Raw genomic sequence first — 21,809 nt, forward strand, 5'->3', positions numbered from 1 at the left:
ATGGGTTGCCAATCAAGTTGCACAAAGTATTGCTTTGCTGCAATTAATGGCACGTCGTCTTTCGTTTTACTATTTTCAGCTTGTGTAAAAGCAGCATTGGCCCGTAAGGCCAAAGCCGGTGTTATTTGCCAATTTAGCTCAAACTCCGTACCGTAGGCGGTTTGAATGCCATTATTGGAGGCTAAAGAAAAGCTTTCACCCGCTTGTGGAACTAATTGTATTATATCGTCCCATGTGTATTTATAAATATTCCAAACCAGACCAAAGTCTTGCGCTGGATGATAATCAAAAACTAGCTCGAGGTTTTCTAATTCTTCAGGTTGAATGTTAGGGTTGCCAATATTAGCTGGATTATTGATTGCACTCATATCAACAAACGAAGGCGCTCTAAAGGCCTGCCCATATAATAATTTTGTCGATAAATTTAAAGATGTCGACCAGACTAACGCCAGCCTTGGGTTGGTTGTGCTGCCAAAATCTGAATAGTTGTCGTGGCGTAAACCGGCGGTTAATTGCCAATCGTTAGCGATATTCCAAATATCTTGTAAAAACACATAATGATTTTGACGCGACTGCTCAGGAATAAACACATAGGGCGTATCCGTTACATCAACTATCGGGCTACCGGGTGCAATTGGCTGGTCGGTTGCGGGGTCAATTCCAAAGTTTTTGGTTTCTTCTACTCGGTACATGTTGGCATTATGATACCCTAATCCAACGAGAACAGAATGGTTTGACCACCCCGTATACAAGCCTGATGTGTTAAATCGCGCGTGTTTCTCCCACACTTGCGGGTTGCCAATTAAACCCTCGGTATAAACCCCCGCATAACCAGGCGGAAAAAGCGTATATTGATTTTTAACTTCTTGGCTGGTTCTCAAATAAGTAGCTTGAGTACTTAATTTAAAATCAGACGTTAACTGGCTATTATAATTTAAATCTAAGTTCCAAATATAATTAGTGTTAAGTGAGTCAGGGTCAAGCGCACTCACAACACCAGCACCAATACCTTGGCTCGCAATGTATTGTAAACCCGATCGCAACGTAAAATTGTGGTAATTAATTTCGGTTCTAACATCGTATTTTTCAATACTTTTGCTTAAATGCCCCGGCGCAAGAGAGGCATTAGTGCCATGTGCCGCATCATTAGCGGTTTGCAAGTCAGCTTCTATTAATTCATTTGAGCCATCTGTTTTGTGATACTCAACCGTGGTGGCATAGTTAAGTTCACCTTTATTACCCGCTAGGTTAAACCAAGCATCTTGTGTATTAAAACGCCCTACTCTTATCGCAGCCCCATTTTGTTTAATATCATCTGCATTTTTAGTAATGATATTAATCACCCCAGCAAACGCATCGGCACCAAATAATGCAGAACCGGGCCCACGCATAATTTCAATACGCGCGATAGCTTCAACCGGCATTCCGCCCCAACTGTTATTTCTATTTCCAATAAAGTTATTCGTGATCGGTACACCATTGATCAACATTAAGGCTTGAGAATTTGCACTCGAATAGATCCCTCTAAAAATATAAAGCGGTAAATGAAGAATTGGATCGCGTTGGATATGTAAACCGGGCACGGTCTCGAGCACATCATCGATATCCGTCGCGCCCATTTTTTTTATTTGCTCAGCGGTAAACACATTAGTCACCGCGGGGGCTTTGTAAATTTGTGTTTTAACACCGGTCGCAATTTCAACCATTTCTTCACTGCCATAAAAGCTATCTAATAAGTCATTATCAGAGCCAATATATTCAACACTTACCGCGCTAAATGATAAAGAATATAAAATAGAAAAAGAGGTGCATAACATTTTCATCATTGAAGGCCTAAACAGTTAATGAAATAGTTAAGAAAATTGGCCTGAACAATAAGCTAAATCATCTATCAGGGTTGGTTTAGTGCAAGACTAACTATAACGCAATGTCTGTTTATTTCAATCTTTACGTGCTTTTAAGTGAATGGCTTTCCTAATAAAACAACTGAATAAATGGCTAAATAAAAAGCCGAACAAGCATGTCACGCCCAACATTGGTAATACCAAAAATTCAAATTAACAATCAATGTGAAAATAAGGTATATTACTTTTTTATGATTAACGTGACATAAAAAACCAACTACTCATTAATCTGTAATACCAATTTAAATGGTGTTTTAATACAAACTTGAATTGAAAACGCAATCCCCCCCAACAGGACTTTAATTAAGTGACCAAAACAGCCATCAGAACGCTATTTAATCTAACCATCATTTTGACCCATTTTTTATTGCCTACAATGGCTGTTGAAAAAATAGAACAATTTAATAAAGCTTATGCCACGCACACTACCTTAATCAGCCAACAAAAATACGCGGAAGCACTGCCTTTTGCCAAACAAAGCTATCAGCTCAGTAAAGATTTATTTGCATCAACGCACGATACTCGCATGACGGTAACAGATAACTATGCGCTTAATCTAAAATTAGCCGTTAAACCGTTGGCAGCTCACCAGGTATTTATTGAATTATTAGCCCTATATGAGCAAAGGTATGGTCAACATGCTAAGCAGCTGATGCCTATCTTGACAGATATCACGCAACTAGATGAGCAATTAACCAGTCAAGTTGATAAACAAGCTGCCAAAGCTCGTTTAATACGCAAATATAAACTCTATTTACGTCATCACAGTGATGAGTTTGTTGCACAATTTGTCGATCCGGTTATGCCCACCACCCAACATGCTAAAAACACCTTAAGCAAAATACAAAGCCATTTTGAAACCCCTTTCGCGATTTATGAAACCAAACACTGGAGCATTATACACCCACCTGAACAGCTTAAATTTGTTAAACAAAACATGGCTAGGTTAATAGAAAAAACCTATCAAAATAATATTAGTTTTTTAGTGGCATTAGGGCTCAGAAACAAACCGATTGATCATAAAATGACGGCAGTCTATTTACCGTCTAAAAAAGATTATCAATCTTATATTAAAGAAATCACCCGAGATAGTTATGCTGCTAACAACTCTGGCGGCATATACAGCCCTAAAGCTAAAGCCATTTTTGTACACGGTCATCATAAACGAAAAAACAAACGAGCTAATCCACAAACCGTCGCACATGAAGTCACACATCAAGTGATGATCGAAACCGGCTTGCAATCGTTACACGTGGTTTATCCGCGTTGGTTTACAGAAGGATTAGCCGCCTGTTTTGAATTTAATAATATTAAAATGCCATTTGGTCCACACACACAAAACTTCGCTTTTAGACGTGTTTTTCCGTTACAAAAGCCATTACAAAACAACTCACTCATCACGTTAAAGCAATTAGTAACCTTTGATGGCGATGATGAATCGTTTGACAACCGCCAAAATCAAAACGATATTTATGCCTTAGGATCAATGTTAATTCGGTTTTTATATACGCATTATCCCGATCAACTTAAAGACTATTTAGCAATTATTGCTAAATCACGTTCGGCTCTTTATGAGCGGGCTAAATTTGGTAAAGAGATCCGTTTAAAGCAATTTGTTAAAGCCTTTGGCCCACCAGAAAATTTACAAGAAGAATTTGAGCGGTTTATTAACAACGCAATTCATATTACCAACAACGCTTTTGCGCAAAGTAAAAAAAATAAGTGAACAATACAAAACACATGATCAAATTTACGCGAATACCCATTACCATTATTAAGTGAACCAGATTTGCCTAAAAATTTGATAACCAAAGAAAAGCATCTAACGGCTAATTTAATCAGTTATCGAGAGGTTATATCCCCTGAACGTCGGCTAAAAAATCATAATACGTTGCCCAATCTGGCTCTTTGCTAATGGTAATTTCAATAGGGTATGCTTCCTGGCCAGCCAAACATTCGTTTAACTGCCCCATCCAAAGATCGACACTAAATACATACCAAAACCATTCTTTACGGCCATTGCCCGTGATCACTAACATGAGATGACAAGTAGTTGTTTCGCCCATGGCAGCAATCGCTTTTTCGAATGCGATTTGTGCCGCTTTGGTCTCTTGATCGGGCATACCATTATTCTCAAGTGAGAATGGCCAGTTGATATTAACTAAATGTGGATAATCCGATTCTTTTAGTCCAATGGGCGCTTTTTTCATACTGGTAAAAATAACGGGGTATTCATCTTGCTCGCCATGCGCCGTAAAATAAAGACTGTCAGTTGTCGATGCCGACATAAATATTTTCCTTTTTATAAATTTTTTTAATATGACTCTTAAAACTAACTCTGGTTAAGATGTACAGTGTATAGTCTTCTCGCTCAGGTTTTATGGTTCATTGTCAGCGCTTACTCGCCCCAATCACATAGTAGAGCATATGCTCATGGGGTCTCGAAGCTTGACTGCTTTGCTTACATGGATGTAAGTACTTCGGTTTCGTCTGGAACTAGAAACCTGCCCCTAAAACCCGATCGCTTTGACTATAAATAAAATATTCAGATATTTTACAGAAACTTAACGCAGAATCAGGTCGAAAAAGCCATCAGAAATGGATTATTTTCTAGAGTTAAGGTTATTTAACCACCCTATATAAAATTACATTTAGGTATATACCTAATAAGTAAATACTAAAATCATTTGATTAAAAGAGGATAAAACAAGATGGCGTAGTTTAACAAACTAATAAACGGCAAGCTAAGTGATTGCGTATTTTGAAGCGTGTTTTGTTACAAAAAGTGAATGTGTGAACGGCTAAGTTAACCAAATTCGGGGTTCGTTAACCAGCTTTGACTGTTAATTACCGTTGCCTATTCATTATTAAGATTACTCAGAGACATTGCGTGCACCGCTTAAATCCTAATCTCACACTAATATCACAAATCAAACCACTATCGAAAACAGATATCGTAAATGAATATCGATAGTGGTTGTTTACGCTATTTTAACTTAAATGTTTCGTCAAAACGCGGCATGCCATTAACACGCCATTGTGCAGCATGTTCATGATTATAAAACCAATCGGGTTGAGTGTGCGACCAGCTCCAAACCGACATTTTACTCACCATCTCTCTAACTAAATCAGGATGTAAATGACTTAGATCATTATCTTCAGCCGGATCCAGCTCTACATCATATAAACGCCAAGGCTCGTTACGAGTTCTAATCACTTTTAAATTATCTTGCCTAGCGGCAACATTGGTATGATCACCTCGATGAACCATTACATATAACGGTTCACCTGCTCGCGCACTTACACCTGTTTTAACGGCTGTTAAAATATCTTTACCATCTAATTGCTTATTAGGTGCTATTGTTGCACCGGCTAGATTCGCAAAAGTAGGAAATAAATCTAAAGCCGAAACAGGATGTTTGTATAAACCACCCGCTTTGATACCCACAGGCCAGTGCATAAACATAGGCGTGCGATAACCACCTTCTTGCACACTGTTTTTACCTTCTTTTAACGGGTAATTACTTGCACCTTGATCGGTACGATCACCGTTATCACTCATAAATACAATTAATGTATTGTCATATTGGCCGGTTTTTTTAAGCGTTTTAACGATGTCGTTTATACCTCGATCAACTGCATAAACCATACCGGCATAAGTTTTGCGCTTTTCATCTTTAATATGCGGAAATAACGCCATATCGTCTTCTTTGGCTTCGAGTGGTGTATGGGGCGCGTTATACGATAAAAATAAAAAGAAAGGCTCGTTTTTTTGGCTCGCTTGGGTAATAAACGTTGATGCTTCACGTGACAGCGCATCAGTTACATATTCAGTTTCTTTTACTTCTTTACCGTTATGTTGCATGGGCGCTAAATACTGCCAAATCGCGTAATCTAAACCACGTACTTTAGCGTCTTTATATTTTTTTTGATATTGCTCAGGAAAATAACTATGACCGCCAAATAAAAAACCATAAAACTCATCAAACCCGCGTTGATTAGGGTGATGTTCTGGCATTTCACCTAAGTGCCACTTGCCGATTATGCCCGTGTAATAACCTGCATCTTGTAATACCTCACTAATATAACTTTCATCTGTCGGTAAACCTAAACCGCCAGAATCTTTCACCGAAGGTAAGTTAAATTGAGAGCCAAATTTATGTGGATACCGGCCAGTCATTAACCCCGCACGACTGGGCCCACAAAAAGGATGCACAACATAAGCTGAAGAAAACACCGTGCCGTTGCTGGCTAAAGCATCGAGTGAGGGTGTTTTTAAGTCTGTTGAACCATTAAAACCCACATCAGCGTAGCCTTGATCATCCGTTAATATAAATAATATATTTGGTCGATCAGGCTGATTTTGTATTTCGTCTTTACTGGCAACCGCGTTTTCACCGCAAGCCGATAAGCTAAAAATGAATATAAAACTAATGAATAAATGGATTTTCATTCTGACTCCAAATTAAAAAATAGATTGTGCTTATACCTGCAGACAAAGCAACAAACATAATATGTTTATCAAAATTATACACCATAAATGTCTTTTTATACGGATAAATTAATTTTTAACTCTCACCTAAAAATAGACTCAAATGAAATAAATCGCACGAATAGACAGAATGATCTTTATGTGATTTAAAATGAGATACTTTTGGCTGTGTACAAGGCGAACTTGCGGACGTAATGGTGAGCAATTCATTTATTATGACTCGCTGGCTAATTCAACATCGATATAAAAGAGCATAACCCTTAGAAAACAAGTGACTATCCAAAATTCAGCTTATTTGGGCTTTTCTTGATTCACTAACATCTGCCTATATTTTTCGAACCGTTTGTGTCGAGTTTCTGCTTTTTTCGCGCTTATTAGCCCATTGGCAATAATGTAACGACTTGATTTACTGAGCGTTGCAAAAAAGCGTTTGGCATTTGGTGCGTTTTCAAGTGCGTCGATAAAATCGGCAGGCACTTCTATTTCACTCACTACATACGCTTTTTGCCATCGGCCATCGGCTTTGGCAGCAGTAACATGTGCAAGCCCTGCATCCATCATTCTACCGGCACTGATTAAACGTTCTACATGTTCTGTATTACGTTTAGACCAATTACTACGGGCTTTTCGGGGTGTAATACGTTGAGCATAAGCTTGCTCATCAATTGATTTTTTAATGCCATCTATCCACCCCCAACAAAGTGCTTCAACAACAACATCATCCCAAGTGACACTTTGAATACCGGTTTGTTTTTTGTATATTTTTATCCACAATTCACTTTCGAGTGTGTGATTAGCCTTAAGCCAAATACCAAGATCTTGGGGTGTTTTAAAGGTCATCATCTTTGATGGGTCGACTAAGGGCATTAATGAATCCTATTATTTTAACGCTTCAATCAACCGTAAACTTTAGATCCAGTTGATTGACAAGGAATTAATATTAATACGAAAACATTAGTTCGAAAACAATAAAATTTACCACTTATTAGCCATACGCTTAATTAACGTAAAAATGCACTATTTTAACGAGAGAAATGATGAGAAAGCTAATAAAAAGAGAGGGTAAAAAAGTAAATGAATAAAGTAATAGAAAACTAACGAATACCAACCACCGTTAATAACAAGTTAACATGAGTATAAAAAAAGCGACTCCTCTATTTTTTAAAATTGCGTTTGGTCGCGCCCAGACGTTTTAGCACTATAGAGTTTGATATCGGCACGTTTAAAACAATCGTCAAAAGATTCGTCCTGCATTCTAATCGCAAAACCAATGCTAGTCGTAATACTAATTTGAGGAAACTCAGGGATCGCAAGTTCTTTAATCGACAATCTTAATTTTTCAGCAAGCGTTAACACACTATCGGCAAAACTATCACTCACATATACTATAAATTCTTCACCGCCCCAGCGCCCAACAATATCGTTTTTACGCACATTATCAATAATAACTTGCGTGACCGTTTTTAACACGATGTCGCCTGCGTCATGCCCAAAGGTATCATTTATATTTTTAAAAAAATCAAGATCAATGAGTAATATCGCTCCCGCATAATGCCCTGCAAAAAACGGGTCGGCTTGGTCGTTAAAACCACGGCGATTATATATGCCCGTTAACGGGTCTTTACTCGACAATTTTTTATATTTATCTGCTTTATTCGTTAATTTTTTATTCTGACTAATTAGCTCATTACCTCGTTCTTGATAATGCACAACCGCATTTTTTACATAACTTAGCCGAGTAAATAAATAACCAAATTGCACAAGCATCCAAATAAACAATATACACAAATAATAGTTAGACTCGTCAAAAACAGGCCCGATTAAAGTGATTTCATCAATAGTAATTTCGTGGCGGCCTTCAAACACTTCTTCCGATAACTCAAATCCGATCGACGTCACATTTTTAAAACTTGGTTGAACGAGTGTACGCTTGTGGTCGTATTGTTCTATCCACCAATCTGCAACCGTAAATTCAGTCATGTAAACATCAATGGGCTCATTTTTTAACGATGACGTTTTAATTTCGGTATAAATATACTGCAAACTATTATCGTCTTTAACGGTTGCATAACCGGGGTCAAAACTTCGCATAACAAATCTAATTTTTTCACTCGACCCCGTATAAGATATCTTTAATTTTATACTCGAAATGTTATTCAAATTACGGCCTTCACCGTTTTTTTTATTACGTGTTAAAAAATTTACGCCACAAAATTGATAATCAGTCTCTTCTTTTAAGGCATCACAGCGCCAACCATTTTGAGAGTCATCTAACCATTCAATGTCAGGCGCGTTACTAGTTGAACTGCCCGAATATAAAGCGCCAAAAATATTATTTGATGGATAATATTCAACATGTTGATCCGGTATAAAATGATACAACGCCAACATAAATAAGGTGAAAGGAACTGCAACCCAAGGTAGCGCATCAAATAATTTATTTTTCATTCAGCTGCAGATTTTATGAATAGATAACCATTAGTATGGTTCAAATTATCGGGAAGTGAAGATATAAAGCGGAACAAAATCGTGAAATAGTCTTTTTTTTACCATAATCCAGCGCATATTTTATTACCCCTTAATATACAAAAATATTCACATCACAGTGAATATTTTTATTTAAGAGCCGCAAAACCAATGAAGCGATAAAACAACGGTAAATAGCAACTTTGAATATTTTGGATCAGCCCGACGCTTAAAGAACGAACGACTATACTCCCCTCCCCCTATAATTAAAAACGATGATTAAATACGATAATTAAAAGAATCTTAATTTAAACCCATAAAGGGCTCGCCGTAACCGATACAAACCGCATATTAGGTTTGAGTTTGTATCGGTGTTTATTGCTATTTTTAGAGAAGCACTATTAGTGAAGATCTAATAAAGAGGCACTAAATCACAATAGCGGCGCGTTTTCTGCGCGTTAAATTAACGAATGCCACAAGGATAAACCAATACGCTAAGCTACCGCCACCACTGTTACTGTCAACATCATTACCACCGATATCGCTTGGCGTATTAGGCTCAGGCTCAGGTTCTGGCTCTGGCGTCGGTGTTTTATCTTTAAGAGTGAGTGTAATAGTATTGCGACTACCCAAAGTCGCGTTTACCAGTGTTCCCATGCTAATGATGAGCGTTTCGTCTGTTTCGATCAGATCATCGGCTGTCGCTTTAATACGGAGCGATCCTTCTTTTCCTGCGTTAATCACGATTGTACCAGCAGAAAGATCATGATCGTTGGCCGCCGCCGTGCTACTAAGCGTATAGGGGATGGTTACAGGGTAACTCATTGCGTAATCTGATAACGTAACCTTGATCGTGAGCTCACTATCTTCGTCAATATTCACGTCAGAATCAAAATTAGCCTCTGGTGATTGAGTCGGTGGTTCGATGCAGTTTTCACCCGGTAAGCCATAACAACCATTGCCTGTTGGCCCTAATTTTTGTTCCCATGTAATACCGGCAACCCAGTTTTCATTCGTCCCATTTTTCTCGTACGCACCGACATCGGGTTTGCCATCCGTTACGTCGTCGGTTATTCCAGCAATCACTCGACCGGCATCAATGGCTGTTGTGTTGGCTTTAAGCCTAAAATCACCGTTTTCGTAATCGACAAAAGGCGATGTCGATATGGTTAGGTTATTTTGTTTATCCGATTGGGGTTCCCACGAACTTTGATCAGATAAATTATTCCATACATTAACATTAGAAAAAGCGGAGCCTTCTTTGTGCCATGCTCCCATTGTCGCACTGCCGTGCCAGAGCGTATTGTTATAAATATTAAGATTACTACCATCCCAATTGATTTGAATATTTGACCATTCAGTGTTCCAAATTACGTTATGGTGAACATCAAACGCCTGTGCATCGTTATCTAAATAGATACCTGCGGCTTTACTCTTGCTACCCGATGAATAAGCGTCGTGCAACCAGTTGTGATGTATCTCACTATTGCTTGGACCACCTACGGTGTAAAACAGCCCGCAATCATCGGCAATCAAGTTGCTACGTGAAATGTCGTTATACGCGTATTCGGCATTATCATTAAAACCTTGTATCCCGTCTCTACCTGCACGTGTGATCGTATTGTTTAACACTTTAGTGTTGTTACCACCACGCGCATTGATAATGGCGTCGTAATTACCAAGGTAATTAAAGTCATGAATATATGAATTGAAGATCTTCGTGCCTTCGCCAGAATCGTATATGCCTGTACCGGAGCCAAAGCCAATTTCGCTTTTTTCTATAATGTTGTTTCGGGTATTTGATTGGTTCCAATCGCTACGAATGTTAATACTTTGGCTGCCAGATGCAAACCCAGATACAACACCTAGCGTATAGTTACCATATAAACTGGTTACGCCATAAATATGGTTGTTAGACGCACCACCCGTGATTTCAATTGAACCACCAAAAACGGCTAAGTTTTTTATATGAATATAACTTCTTGCCGATAAATCGATAGTTTTTTCTCGTCGCCGCATTTGCACCTGATTATCTACTGGCATTACGCCATTAGGTAACTGGACATATAATTTGTTATTGTTTGGATCGAAATACCATTCGTTTTGATAGTCGAGCGCTTCTTTAATGCCTTGTAAAAAAAAGTCACCTTTATCGGCTGGCGCATGGAACGTGCGGATCCAACTCGGGTTTTTATCTAAACTGAAACTGACACGTGTGCTGGTGTTGCTGGTAATGAATGATCGCCATGTTGTCCAACCTGAACCCGGTTTATCACCGTAAAAATATAGTGAACCGCCATTCGACCAGTCGCCACTCGGAATGCCCGCCGCATAGTCGAGATAGGCATCATGTGCAACATCACTCGCACTACCGCCGCTATTGCGCAATGAATCTTGCGTGAATGGATCACCATCGACGTTATTGGGCCAACGCGCCAAATCCATTGCGGTGTTGCCTTGCATAACAAAATTAGCTTGGCCTAACGTCCAATCGACATCGGCTACGTATATGTTGTTGGTATCCAAACGCCAATTATTAACTGGCTCCATCGCCGTGATCACCACTTTTTCATCGGCATATGATTGAAAGACGATAGGATTTGACTCGGTGCCCGAATGACTGGGGCGCAATACCTCATTGTAGGATCCAGCTCTGATATTAACGACATCGCCAGCCACAGCCGTTTGTGCCGCTTTTGTTAAAGTTAAAAAGGGTGAAGTGATCGTACCTCTGTTGGTATCGTCACCTGTGGTGGCAACGTAATAGTCGGCAGCATGCACGACGGGTAGCAATGTAACTAAGCTGGTTAATAGTGCTGATACAGTAAAGTGTGTTTTCACGGTTTTCACGTTTAAGCTCTCAATATTGTTATGTATATTTTTTGTTAACAGACGAAACAATATACTAATCAACCCACACTTACAATTAAGTATGAACTTGTTATTTTATATTTAAATCAAAAGTCAATCACGTTTACTGCGTTGAATCACTATATATTGAGTATGTATTGTAAAATGTTGTACGCCTTAAATAATAAAATACACCAGAGGACGCGCTAACCAGATCGTTTTATAAATACGATTTTGTGAATAATTTTTCTTTTGTGAAAAGTTTGTTTGTGACTCGTTTTTATTGCAAATAGTTTTTTGTGAATTCAGTTTAGTGACGGTCGTGAATAATAAAGCAAGTGCAAATGAGACCGCTTAATTAAGTCGACCAGAGAGGGTTCACCATGGTTGTTAATTCTATCCACCACAGCAATAGCAATATCTTCAACACCGCCAAAAACACGTATTGCACAGTCGCTTTCCTAATAGCTTAAGTGCTCTGAATGAGCATGTGAAAGTCACTTGAGTATACACTCTAATTATTGTTAACAATTAAATATTATTAGCGTATTATCTTTGTAATTCTTGTATCACTATCAAACATTGACTCCCTATTTTTCTCAATATGACATAACGCAGCGGCTTAATCATATTAGTATCCGGTTAAAAATAAAACACGGTCAGTCAAGATAAATAAACCCTTTTTAGTTTTAACAAACGTTACATTAGGTATATAAATATGAAAACTACATTATTACAGGCGGCCTTGCTAAGCGCCGTGTGTATGAGCCAAATGAGTTGTGCGGATAAATATGCCACCAACACATCAGCTGTTCCAGCCATTAACCCAGCCCTAAATCAGGCGCCTCGTTTTACTGATGTTTCTAACCAAGTGGGTTTAGTTACCGGCGAACATTGGAAATACGGCGGCCCATCAATAGCCGACCTCAATAATGACGGCTATTATGATTTTTTATTAACCAATCATAACGAAACACCTGTTCAGCTCTTTTTATCAAATGGAGAAGCAACCTATACAAAACACCCCGATATTTACCCACTGGTTGATTTACATGGTGTATCTGCTGGTGATTATGACTTAGACGGCGACAACGATATTTTATTATCGGTGGGCGGTGGCAACGGTTTAAAACCATCGCCGCAACGATTATTAAGAAATGATAATGGACAGTTTGTTGATGTAACCGATGAAGCCGGTATTTCTAAAATGGGAGCTCGTGGCAGAGCAGTGAGATGGGTAGATTTAGATAATGATGGTGATCTAGATTTTTTACAGCAAAACGCAGAGAAAGTCATTGATGAAAAAGTGCCCCGAAACATCATATTCTCAAACAATGGCGACGGTACTTTTACCTATGTGCACAGCCCACAGTTTGAAGAAATAGATTCAGAACGCGTATTAATCACTGATTTTAATAATGACAACATCCCCGATATTTTTGCTTTTAATAGCTATGCCGAAACGGTATTACTCATTGGCCATGGTGACTTTAGCTTTACCAATGTAACGGATAAAATGTTTGCGGCGGATTCAAATAACTACCCTGGCGTTATTTCGGTGGCCCAAGCGGATATTGATAATGACGGCGATCTCGATTATTACTTAGCAACCGGTAAGCTTTACTACACCATTGCCAATAACAGTATTTCTTTTAATAAAGAAAAAGGTCGATTAGATATACGCGATCAAGGCTCTAAAAGTCATGATGGTATTACCCTACTCGCCGATAACAGTATCGGTTTATCGCATTTTAATCACTGGCCAATACGCGACCTAATGGATGCTATGCCCGTTTATTTAGGCAAGCACAAAACGCCTGTTAAAACGCCTGAAGACGAAATGATTGTCACACAACAACAAGCCACAGGGTTTCCTGACAAAATAACCGACACAGGCTGGTATTTAGGTTATTTAGGTGAAGGAAAATGGCGACTAGAATGGATACTAACCGATAAACTGGCTTGGGATATACGGTCGTCTATTAGCGGGTTAACAGGTTACATCGCCGATTGGACCCCACAAGATTTAGCCAGTCCCGATATATTATTGCGTAACGACAATGGTAAATTGGTGAATATTGCTAGCGCATTACCCGCAGAAACCATAGGCAATAATTGGGGTGTAACCCCCGGCGATTTTGACAATAACGGCTATACCGATTTCTTCGTTTATCGTTTTGGTGAATTACGAGAGCGTGTAGCCGATGTTATGTTATTAAACGATGGCAAAGGCAATTTTAAAAGCACGCTTGAGCACGGCGCAACAACCGAGATTGGCCAAGATTCTCATGGCGACATGGGAACCGCATTTGATTACAACCTCGATGGAAAAATCGATATTTTAAGTGGTGATGACGATAACGGAAAATGGCATTTATATCGTAACGATATAACGTTAACCAACAATAACCACTACCTGCTTACCCGAGTCGGCTATTCAGAAAATGGCACCGATCCGTACGGCGCAACGGTTACCGTAACAACAGCTAACGGCCAACAATTTAAATTAATTGGCTCTAGCAGCGCATCACATTCACAAAGCTTACTGAATATAGCGCATTTTGGGTTAGGTAATACTGAACAGGTAACTTCAGTTAGCGTAAGGTGGCGTGATGGCACTCAAAGTCGCGTAGACAATATTAAAGCGAATCAAATGATTGTTATTGGCACCGTTAAATAATCAACTGTTGAGCAAGCTTTGGCTTTAGTGTGGTTAATGTATTAACCACACTCTATCAATAACGAGATGGAGTACGCCTAAAAAATGAAAACGTCTTTAGATGTTACATTTTTAATTAATAGCGCTCAATAACGGCCAGTCTGATTTTAGTGGGAGTCCTACAAATTAGGTGTATTTACGTACAAACCACTTAATTGGAGTACGTAGTAAAACCCAACTTAATATTGTTAAAAATAGGATGTTAAATATTACACCGCTTTTGGGCTCTTGATAATATGCCTTATTATTAATATAGAAGTCGATAATAAGGTTATTGCCCTTGAGGTAGTGTGCGTGAAGCTTATGACCTTGCACCAAAACTTTAAAATCTTGGCAAGAGTTAAATTTTCTTGATAAATAATACGCTTGATAATCTAAATGAAAATACCCTTTAAAGTTATCCCATTTACGATTTTTTTTACAAGATAATTCACTATTTGTGAGATCTATTGTACCTATATTTTCGGATAGTCTAGTTTTGTAACTCCAAACTGACATTAAAATTAAAAGTGTAATGATAAGGAATATATCAACTTTATACTTATTCAACGCCAAAATGTTGTAACCCACTGAGATATACCTAACGAGCTTGTAGAATTACTCGTTTTTAATTATTGTTTTAATTGCGTTAAACAGTATCTAAGTTTGTCATCTGCTTCAATCTTATTTACCATCTTTTTGAGTGCAGCGTGTAGGACACTCATCATAACCCTCAAGTAGGTTGGTGCTAAGCTTGCGAAGCCCAACGTCACGTATGGTGTATTAAAATGGCGTTTTTTGAGTTAGCAGAGCGTGTTGGGCTTCATGCTTCAGCCCAACCTGCTTGTCTGCGTTAAGTAAAAAAAAATATAGACCTTATTCAATTATTTACCTGGCATAGCTATTGCGATAAGCCATTAAAAGTGTGCATGCAGGACATCGATTTTTCTCAGGTATACTTGATTTTGCGGATTTTAAAAATAAAGACAATAATAAAGAGAAGTGCAGGAAAGGCATAAACAAGCGCTATCATAAAACTTATAGATGATGTCATTAACCCCCAAACGATCGGAGACATAGCCCCAATAAAATAAGAAAAATATATTTTCTTTTCAAAAGCGACATCTCTGAATTTAAACGTTTTAATATCCGATAGATAGTGATTACCCAATAAAACCCCGCCCAAGCCAATAACACCTAATAAGACAGGTATTAGAGTATAATAATGAGCAACATAAATAGAAAAACAAGATAAGACAAATAACATCATGCACATAATCGCAATGTAAAACTTAATAAGAAATGAGCACATTAGATATACATAACATTTAACATTCATACGTCACGTAGTGTGTGATCGCATGATGCCTTGTTGAACGAAGTTGATGCCTGCGCCCAACTTTAAATTGGAATGCTTAATGTTATAGGATATTGCTTTTTAAGGAAAGCTGGCTTCAATATTAAACCCGTAATTAACGGCGTGTCATACGTGCAGCGTGTAGGACATTCATCATAACCCCCCTTCTCCTCATAACCCCCTCAAGTAGGTTGGCGCTAAGCTTGCGAAGCCCAACGTCACGTATGGTGTATTAAAATGGCGGTTTTTGAGTTAACAGAGCGTGTTGGGCTTCATACTTCAGCCCAACCTACTTGGTTGCGTTCAGCAAGGTAAAATACAAATAAATTCAACAACTTACATAAAAAACCGGTTTAGTGGGTGTTCTGCAAATTAACGGTTAATGCTTAACCATATTCTATCAATCATTTTTGTATAGACTTGATTTAATTGTTAGTTGAAATCTAGGGTAATAAATCAGGTAAGTAGTTTGAATAAATATGAATTGAAAATTTTTAGAAGGGAGGTGGCGATCTCACCAGCTACACCTCGGCACATGAGTCATTCACTGTGGCTGCTCCCTTCCGGGCCTGACCAGATTCATGAACTATCATTGCGAAGGAACCGATAAGATCACCATAACGCGAAAACGGCTGCATTATCCACAAACCCTGCGCTTTAATCAAGGCTAATAAGTAAAATAATTACGATAAAAAACAGTTTGCTGTTTAATTAATCAAGTGTTGTTTAATTATGCTTACAATCACGTGGGCTCTCATCAATTTTGGATATGTAATAGTAAAAAAGTGCCGCACAAATGACATAAATCATGATAATCTTACGGTATTCAAATTGAACAACCTTAGACAATTATACCAATGGAAAGCTTAACTATTCAGCCTATCACTTCTGCCAACGGCGAAGTCACCATTCCGGGTTCAAAGAGCCTATCAAACCGTATTTTATTATTAGCCACGTTAGCTAAAGGTGAAACGCATGTAACTAACCTTTTAGATAGTGATGATATTCGCCACATGCTAACGGCATTAAAGCAAATGGGCGTTAGCTACACCTTATCGAATAATAACACTGAGTGTACTGTTCAAGGTTTAGGCGGCCCTATTAACATTTCTGGCGCTGAAGAACTATTTTTAGGTAATGCGGGTACCGCGATGCGTCCGTTAACGGCAGCACTATGTTTAGGCCAAGGCGAGTTTGTTTTAACCGGCGAACCACGCATGTTTGAACGCCCTATTGGTCATTTAGTTGATGCCCTTTTACAAGTAGGTGCCGATGTAACCTACTTAAAAGATAAAGATTACCCACCGTTAAAAATTAAGGGTAATGGCTTAAAAGGTGGCAGAGTTGAAATTCAAGGCAGTATTTCAAGTCAGTTTTTAACCGCGTTATTAATGGCGGCTCCGCTGGCACAAAACGATATGGAAATTGTGGTCATTGACGAATTAGTGTCTAAGCCTTATATCGAAATTACTTTACACTTAATGAAGTTGTTCGGTGTAGAGGTTGAAAATGACAACTTTGAAGTATTCCGTGTTAAAGGCAACCAATCTTATGTGTCTCCCGGGCGCGTATTAGTTGAAGGCGATGCGTCTTCAGCGTCATACTTTTTAGCCGCGGCTGCTATTAAAGGCGGTACTATCCGTGTTAATGGTGTTGGCAATAAAAGCGTGCAAGGTGATTCACGCTTTGCTGAAGTGCTTGAGCAAATGGGCGCTAACGTTAATTGGCAAGATGAGTATATTGAAGTGACCGGTACCGGTGCTTTAAATGCGGTAGACGTTGATCTTAACCACATCCCCGATGCCGCCATGACCATTGCCACCACAGCGTTATTTGCTAAAGGCGCAACCGCTATTCGTAATATCTATAACTGGCGAGTTAAAGAAACAGACCGTTTATATGCCATGGCAACCGAACTACGCAAAGTAGGCGCAACCGTTGAAGAAGGCGAAGATTATATTATTGTTGAGCCACCGGCTGAGTTAACGCATGCGGCCATTGATACTTATGATGACCATCGCATTGCAATGTGTTTCTCGCTAGCCGCTATGGGTAACACGGCGATCACCATTAATGATCCTAAGTGTACGGCTAAAACATTCCCCACCTATTTTGAATTATTTGAATCGGTTGTTAAACGCTAAGTTTACTTAACGTTTTATATTTTTGAAAAGCCGTTGAGTTGATAAATCAATTCAGCGGCTTTTTTGTATTTTTTTATTGATACGCAAGTGACTTCAATACGCTCAACACCCCACTTTGTTTAATGATTTTGCTTTGAATCTAACCGTGCCGCCTATCGATTTCTTTACACCGGCTTGGTTATACGTTAAAACGAGTTTCTTATTTTTTTGAGCTTCTCGTCTTTGAAAATTGAACTATTAAAAACGTTTGTTGAAGTAAGCCGTACGCGTCACTTTCGTTTAGCGGCTGAATCCCTATTTATTACGCAAGCAGCAGTTAGCGCGCGTATCAAGTTGTTAGAAACTGATTTAAATGTGAGTTTATTTGATCGTGATCGTAAAAATTTACAATTAACCGCCGAAGGACATCGGCTATTAAAACATGCTAAAGCGATGATTTTTGCTTGGCAAGTGGCTCAGCAAGATGTTGCCGGTGCTGATAACGGCAATCAGCAATTAACCATCGGTGCGATGATGTCGATTTGGGATATTATTTTGCAAGATTGGCTGAATAATTTGAATCAACAAGCACCTGAAATAAGCGTAACCACAAACACCGCCAATCATCACGAATTACACAGCCAGTTATTGCGTGGATTAATCGACGTGGCGTTTGTCTTTGAGCCCATTTATCATGATGACTTTACCACCACTAAAATAGCATCCGTTCCTTTATTGCTCGTTTCAAATCAGCCGTCTCAGCCTTTAATTCAAGCGCTTACAGATTCATTTGTTATGGTCGATTATGGCGAATTTGTATTTCAACAATTGACCCGAGAGCTTTCGCCACAACTCAAACCACGCCATCAAATAAATCAGCCTCGGGTCGCACTTAATTATATTTTGCATTCAGGCGGTGCAGCTTATTTGCCACAACAAATGATTAATGAATATTTAGATGAGCAATTATTTATTATTGAAGATGCGCCGATATTGCAACGTGAAATATACGCGTTGAGTTTAATTAAAAGCCAACGCCAAGCGTTAATTGATAAAGCATTTAATTGTTTTAGTTAGCGCAATATGCTGAATAAATTTTAGGTATAAAAAAGGGCTGTATCAACAGCCCTTTGCATTACTAACGTGGAATTACATTATCTAGACGAAAAATTAGATTGATTTTACGCGATCGTAACCTAAGTTTTCTAATTCATCATTAACACACGTTAATAAATAAGCTTTCAATTCATTGGCTTCAATTTCGTCTTCTGCCGCCCAAGCTTTACATTGTGCAACCACATCAGCTAACTCTTTGGCCGGTGCAGGTGTTGATTCTGCTAAAGCGGCAAAGCTAGAGACTAATAAAATTAAAGCGCTGCTAACTAATGATGATTTTTTCATTGTTGTTTCTCTATCAGTACAAGAAAATTATCTTGTTCAATTAATAATGGGGGTGATTTAACTAATCATTTGGTTTAGTAAATCACCGATAGTCTTTTGTGAGGTGCCTAGTTGTGTAGAGCAACCTCAAGCTGCAAGTTAAAAGACCTAATCACCTGCAATAAAGAAATAGTAGCGGGTACTGACAATAAATAAAGCAATATAATTTTATGGTTTTGATAAAAAAATTTATCAACGTTATGTTTATTAATTATAAATCGCGTTGATAAGGCAACGGTATCGCCATCGTTTTAACGGTTTGATTAGCTCTCGCAATAACCATATGATTGCGTTCAACTTTAATCCAGTTTTCGCGATCTTGCGTTAATGGTTCTGATGCAATAATAATTGCATGCTCATCGGTGTTTTGATTATTTTCAATGCATAACAAACCTTGACCACATCGTCGCAACTGTCCTTTAGCATAAAATAATGAAGAAGGCTGAGTGTTTTCATCACTCGAAAAACGCGTTACTAGCGTATCTTCGCCATTAGTCACAGCAAAGTTCATAAATGCATTACGGTGAGCGCCTTTGTTATTTCTTAATTGCATAATTTGTTTAATACACGCCAATAACGCGCTTTGCATGGCATCAACACTTTCACCAGCAAAACGTTCAACTTGTTGAGCTAAATTGTGAAGATACAAAGCAAACGCGTATTCTGAATCTGTGCTGCCTTGTATGGCGTTGAAAAGCGTGTCATTTAACTGAGCTAACAAATCACGTCGGTATAAATCAAACTCGTCGAGTAAACCATTGTGCATCCATAAATAGCGGCCGTGTTGAAAGGGGTGGCAATTTTGTAAACTCACCGACAATCCGCCCGATGCATCACGCACATGAGCAAAAAAGTGTGATGATTTTAACTTGCTCGCCAGTTGCAATAAGTTTTTGTTGCTCCACGCCGGGTCAACACTAACAAAGGTGCCCGGTTCTGGATCATCATGCGTTGGGTACCAGCCAATGCCAAAACCATCGCCATTCACTGGCAAATGTGTTTTTTGTGCGGATTTACTTTGTTTTATCAGCGAATTACACGCGTTGTGTAATAATTCATCCATTAATATTTCAGGGCCACTATAGGCGAAAAATCGACACATTTGCTTAAAATTGTCCTCATCAATTCAGATGCTTAAGTTTACCTTGCTTAAGCCAAATAAGAAATATTGTAAATGTAATGTAACGTAAGGTAAGCTTGCAGTTCGCCTTATTTTATTCATCAAACTGTAATCACTTTATTATGCCTGTAGAAAAACATGTCATTACTTTATTGCTCAATGCGAACAGTGCCTTTAATCGTCAAATTATAAAGGGTGTTGGCGCTTACATGCGAACAAATCAGGTAAATTGGGATCTCTACACTGAAGAAGATTATTTGTGTCGTCTCGACAATATTAACGCGCTTGAATGTGACGGCCTAATTGCCGATTTAGACAGTGCTGAAATTCGTCAAAGTTTAAATCAATTTACCGTGCCTATTGTTGGGGTTGGTAGCCAATCATTTGAACAGTCACAAATTGGCGAAATTCAACATGTTGTAAGTGATAACGCCAGCTTAATCGAATTAGCATTTCAACACCTGCTTGATAAACATATTAACCGTATTGCGTTTTATGGCATCCCCGAAACAAAAGGCAACGGCTGGGCACAAGAGCGCCATCAAGCAACTGAAGCACTCGCCTTAAAACACGGGGTTAGTTTTCAATCACATATTGGCCAACCCATTTTAGCTAAAACCTGGCAGCAAACAGCAGACCGTTTAAAAGATTGGTTATTGCGCTTACCCAAACCCATTGGCATTGTTGCGGTAAACGATGCGCGTGCTCGGCATTTACTACAAGCGTGTGATCATTTGGGCATATTAGTGCCCGAAGAAGTCTCGATTATTGGCATTGATGATGATGATGTTGCCCGCCATTTATCGCGAACCAGTTTATCTTCGGTGATGCAAGGCAGTGAAAAAATAGGCTTTATGGCCGCTAAACAATTGCATCAATTATTAGAGAATAAGAATAGCAATAAATTTGAAGCTCACTTAATTGCCCCCGAAGGGATCGCAGAGCGTCAATCATCTGATTATTTAGGTTTAACCGATCCACATGTCATGAAAGCCGTAAACTTTGTTCGCTTAAACGCGACTAAAGGCATTAAAGTAGAACAAGTTGTAGATCATGTGGGAGTATCTCGTTCAACCCTTGACCAACGTATAAAAGATGCCCTCGGCTATAGCTTGCACACCGAGCTCCATATGACCAAGCTGAATAAAGCAGCCGAACTTTTAACCGATACCACATTAGCCATGCATATGGTCGCCACCATGAGTGGCTACCCTTCTGTACAATATTTATATGCGGTGTTTCAAAAACATTTTGAAACCACGCCTATTGTTTATCGTGAAAATACACGAAAAAACAAAGTTGACGATGAGTTCAACGCCACTTTTACTAACACTACACAAAAAACAACTTCATAAAGAG

13 protein-coding genes and 1 other RNA gene are annotated in these 21,809 nt (G+C 38.8%); 5 read left to right on the forward strand and 9 right to left on the reverse strand.

All coding sequences use genetic code 11. The annotated features are described in order from the left end of the window. A partial coding sequence (locus tag DPX34_RS15790) for a TonB-dependent receptor plug domain-containing protein (RefSeq protein WP_157964757.1) occupies window positions 1-1,826 on the reverse strand: 1,826 nt, incomplete at its 3' end. A gap of 385 nt (window positions 1,827-2,211) precedes the next feature. On the opposite strand from DPX34_RS15790, the gene DPX34_RS15795 reads away from it, so the two are divergent. Continuing rightward, window positions 2,212-3,630, forward strand: a complete 1,419-nt coding sequence (locus DPX34_RS15795) for a DUF1570 domain-containing protein (RefSeq protein ID WP_111979418.1) — start codon at window positions 2,212-2,214, stop codon at window positions 3,628-3,630. Between the two features lie 127 nt (window positions 3,631-3,757). Here the strand turns inward: DPX34_RS15795 and DPX34_RS15800 are convergent, their stop codons facing one another. The 5 genes from DPX34_RS15800 to DPX34_RS15820 all read right to left on the reverse strand — a co-directional run bounded on the left by DPX34_RS15800 (window position 3,758) and on the right by DPX34_RS15820 (window position 11,712). Beyond that, window positions 3,758-4,192, reverse strand: a complete 435-nt coding sequence (locus DPX34_RS15800) for a DUF695 domain-containing protein (RefSeq protein WP_111979419.1) — start codon at window positions 4,190-4,192, stop codon at window positions 3,758-3,760. A gap of 698 nt (window positions 4,193-4,890) precedes the next feature. Further along, window positions 4,891-6,357: a sulfatase-like hydrolase/transferase gene (locus DPX34_RS15805; protein ID WP_111979420.1), complete on the reverse strand. Its 1,467-nt coding sequence runs from the start codon at window positions 6,355-6,357 to the stop codon at window positions 4,891-4,893. 330 nt (window positions 6,358-6,687) lie between these two features. Then, window positions 6,688-7,263 (reverse strand): YdeI/OmpD-associated family protein, encoded by a 576-nt coding sequence (locus DPX34_RS15810; protein WP_111979421.1) that lies wholly within the window; start codon window positions 7,261-7,263, stop codon window positions 6,688-6,690. A 294-nt stretch (window positions 7,264-7,557) separates the two neighbouring features. Then, window positions 7,558-8,844, reverse strand: a complete 1,287-nt coding sequence (locus DPX34_RS15815; RefSeq protein ID WP_111979422.1) for a GGDEF domain-containing protein — start codon at window positions 8,842-8,844, stop codon at window positions 7,558-7,560. A 444-nt stretch (window positions 8,845-9,288) separates the two neighbouring features. Beyond that, window positions 9,289-11,712, reverse strand: coding sequence for a right-handed parallel beta-helix repeat-containing protein (locus DPX34_RS15820; protein ID WP_232824770.1), 2,424 nt, complete (start codon window positions 11,710-11,712; stop codon window positions 9,289-9,291). A 718-nt stretch (window positions 11,713-12,430) separates the two neighbouring features. Between DPX34_RS15820 and DPX34_RS15825 the strand changes: the two genes are divergently transcribed. Beyond that, window positions 12,431-14,392: a CRTAC1 family protein gene (locus tag DPX34_RS15825; RefSeq protein ID WP_232824771.1), complete on the forward strand. Its 1,962-nt coding sequence runs from the start codon at window positions 12,431-12,433 to the stop codon at window positions 14,390-14,392. A 1,887-nt stretch (window positions 14,393-16,279) separates the two neighbouring features. Here DPX34_RS15825 and ffs read toward each other — a convergent pair. Continuing rightward, window positions 16,280-16,376: signal recognition particle sRNA small type (gene ffs, locus DPX34_RS15840), an RNA gene on the reverse strand. A 248-nt stretch (window positions 16,377-16,624) separates the two neighbouring features. Here ffs and aroA point away from each other — a divergent pair. Continuing rightward, entirely contained in the window at window positions 16,625-17,911 is a 1,287-nt protein-coding gene (aroA, locus tag DPX34_RS15845) for a 3-phosphoshikimate 1-carboxyvinyltransferase (protein ID WP_111979426.1), read from the forward strand. A gap of 222 nt (window positions 17,912-18,133) precedes the next feature. Next, the gene (locus tag DPX34_RS15850) at window positions 18,134-18,967 is read left to right on the forward strand and encodes a LysR substrate-binding domain-containing protein (RefSeq protein ID WP_111979427.1); all 834 of its coding nucleotides are present in this window, start codon (window positions 18,134-18,136) and stop codon (window positions 18,965-18,967) included. 93 nt (window positions 18,968-19,060) lie between these two features. On the opposite strand, the gene DPX34_RS15855 is transcribed toward DPX34_RS15850, so the two are convergent. Together DPX34_RS15855 and DPX34_RS15860 are read right to left on the reverse strand one after the other, a co-directional pair. Beyond that, complete coding sequence (locus DPX34_RS15855) at window positions 19,061-19,291, reverse strand: hypothetical protein (RefSeq protein ID WP_111979428.1); 231 nt, start codon at window positions 19,289-19,291, stop codon at window positions 19,061-19,063. Between the two features lie 250 nt (window positions 19,292-19,541). After that, window positions 19,542-20,432 (reverse strand): class II glutamine amidotransferase, encoded by an 891-nt coding sequence (locus DPX34_RS15860; protein WP_111979429.1) that lies wholly within the window; start codon window positions 20,430-20,432, stop codon window positions 19,542-19,544. A gap of 140 nt (window positions 20,433-20,572) precedes the next feature. Between DPX34_RS15860 and DPX34_RS15865 the strand changes: the two genes are divergently transcribed. Further along, window positions 20,573-21,805: a XylR family transcriptional regulator gene (locus DPX34_RS15865; RefSeq protein WP_111979469.1), complete on the forward strand. Its 1,233-nt coding sequence runs from the start codon at window positions 20,573-20,575 to the stop codon at window positions 21,803-21,805. Window positions 21,806-21,809 lie beyond the last annotated feature (4 nt).

The sequence above is a fragment of the Algibacillus agarilyticus genome (assembly GCF_003286125.1).
Lineage (GTDB): Bacteria > Pseudomonadota > Gammaproteobacteria > Enterobacterales > Alteromonadaceae > Algibacillus > Algibacillus agarilyticus.